2 protein-coding genes are annotated in these 2,057 nt (G+C 58.3%); both read left to right on the top strand.

Translation table 11 applies throughout. The features are described 5' to 3' along the window. A partial coding sequence (locus GSQ77_RS03685; RefSeq protein ID WP_158899170.1) for an MFS transporter occupies positions 1–826 on the top strand: 826 nt, incomplete at its 5' end. 502 nt (positions 827–1,328) lie between these two features. Further along, a partial coding sequence (locus tag GSQ77_RS03680; RefSeq protein WP_158899168.1) for a porin occupies positions 1,329–2,057 on the top strand: 729 nt, incomplete at its 3' end.

Genomic DNA, 2,057 nt, shown 5'->3' with positions numbered 1-2,057 from the left:
CGTGCACCGCACGTTTCCAGCACGCGAGCGCGCGCGTGCGAATTCGGTGTGGATGGTCGGCAGCCCGATCGGATCGGCAATCGGCTTACCGCTAACACTATGGTTGGTTACCGACTATGGTTGGCGCGCGTCGTTTTACATCCTGGGTACGCTAAGCACGCTGATCGTGGCGCCATTGATTTTCTGCGTCGTGCGCGAATCACCCGCGGACAAAGTGATTGAACGGCAGCCGCGCGCGCCTCGCGAGAAGATTCAAATGGGATTGTTCTTGCGCAACTACAAGTTCTGGCTGGTTACGTTCTACGGTTGCGGCCTGCTGATGTACCTGTGGGGACTCAATAGCTGGCTGCCGACTTATCTTGCCCGGTCCCGCCATTTCGATCTCAGGCAGATGGGTATTTATTCGTCGCTGCCATTTATCGCGATGTTCGTCGGCGAGGTGCTGTCGGGCCAGATCGCCGACAAGACGGGCCGGCGCGCGTTGATGTGCTTCATCGGGCTGCTCGGCGCCGGATGCCTGATGTATGCAGGGACAAAAATAGCCGACCCGCACCTCGCTGCAATTGTGATTGCGCTCAGCGCCGGCTCATGGGGGCTGGGCTTGCCGGCTCAATACGCGCTGGTGATGGATGTCGTCCCTGTCTCGGTGACGGCTGCCGGCATCGGCGTGAAAAATGGTGTCAGCAACCTGGTGGGTGCGATTGCACCGGCATTGATCGGCTGGATAGTCGGGCGTACGGGCAGCTTTGACAGCGGGCTGATGGTGATCGTGATATCAGCGGTCGTCGGCTCGCTATTCGTGCTGCCGTTGATCAGGAAGCACTGATGGAGAAACGCCGGCAGCATCGACGAATGCGTTATCACCGAATAAATAATAAGTAAACCTGATTAAATAAGTCTGTCATAAATAGGTAATGCGTCGCCGCGTGCCCGTAGAGGCGCGGTGGCGTAGTTTCGTAGTGGCATCCGCCCGCGCGTCGAATCGCGGGGCTCCCGTTGCATCCGCAGGAAAAGAACCGGCGCGCAGAACCAAAATGCGTGCCGGATGGGTGCGTTCGACTTTAAAAACACGCGAGGGCCCGGCACTTGCCAGTGTCGTCCAGGGGACTCAGCGTGGTTGCAACAATAACGTCAAAGTCATTTTCTTTCTTGTGCAAATTATTTCTTTTTGTTTTAAAGTCGGCTCAATGAATGCTTACAGTGCTTTTGTGAGCAGCTCACAGTAAGCGGGTCGTTAGGTTCACGTTCGCTGTGGGTGCCTCCGATCTGGATGAGAAAGAGAAGTTCGATAATCGATTAACTGTTCAATAAATTGAGGAGTGCGAAGGATGAAATATCCAGTGGTCGGTTTCATGGGGGTGCTCGCTGCGCTCGGATTGGCGGGGGTCTCCAGCGACGCGTGCGCGCAGTCGTCGGTCCAGTTGTACGGCGTCGTTGGCACATACGTTGGTTCTGTCAAGAAGAGCGGCAGCACTCCCGCGGCGCTCGTTGAAGGCGGCGGCGGCCTGACCACCTCGTTCTGGGGGATACGCGGGACCGAGGATATCGGCGGGGGCACCAGCGTGATATTTACGCTGGAAAGCTTCTTCCAGCCGACCACCGGAGCGCAGGGCCGCACTGCCGCCGACCCTTACTGGTCGCGTAGTTCGTACGTCGGTATCACGGGCGACTATGGCCGTGTGACCTTCGGTCGACAGACCAACCCGACCTACCTGAACATGCAGTATCTCAACCCGTTCGGCGCATCCGTAGTGTTTTCCCCGCTCGTTGTGCAGTCGTTCGTGGCCGGGTTCAACGGCGTGATCGTCGGCGACACCGTCTGGAACAATACGGTGCAGTACACGACACCCAACGTCTCAGGGCTCAGCGCGACCGGCATCTATGGCTTCGGTGGCGTGGCGGGTGAGACGGGCATTGCGAATGTCGGTTTGCATGCGACCTATACGAACGGTCCGTTCCTGGCCGCAGTGTCTGCGCAGCGGGTGCGTACACCGGTGACCTCTCCTGTGACCGAGCAGTATGCGTGGCTTGGCGGCGCGACTTACAACTTCGGCGTG

Origin of the sequence: Burkholderia sp. L27(2015) (genome assembly GCF_009765705.1) — a bacterium.
In the GTDB taxonomy this organism is placed as follows: domain Bacteria; phylum Pseudomonadota; class Gammaproteobacteria; order Burkholderiales; family Burkholderiaceae; genus LMUX01.
Note: the sequence above shows the minus strand (reverse complement) of the source record. Positions and strands in the feature narration are given on the sequence as shown.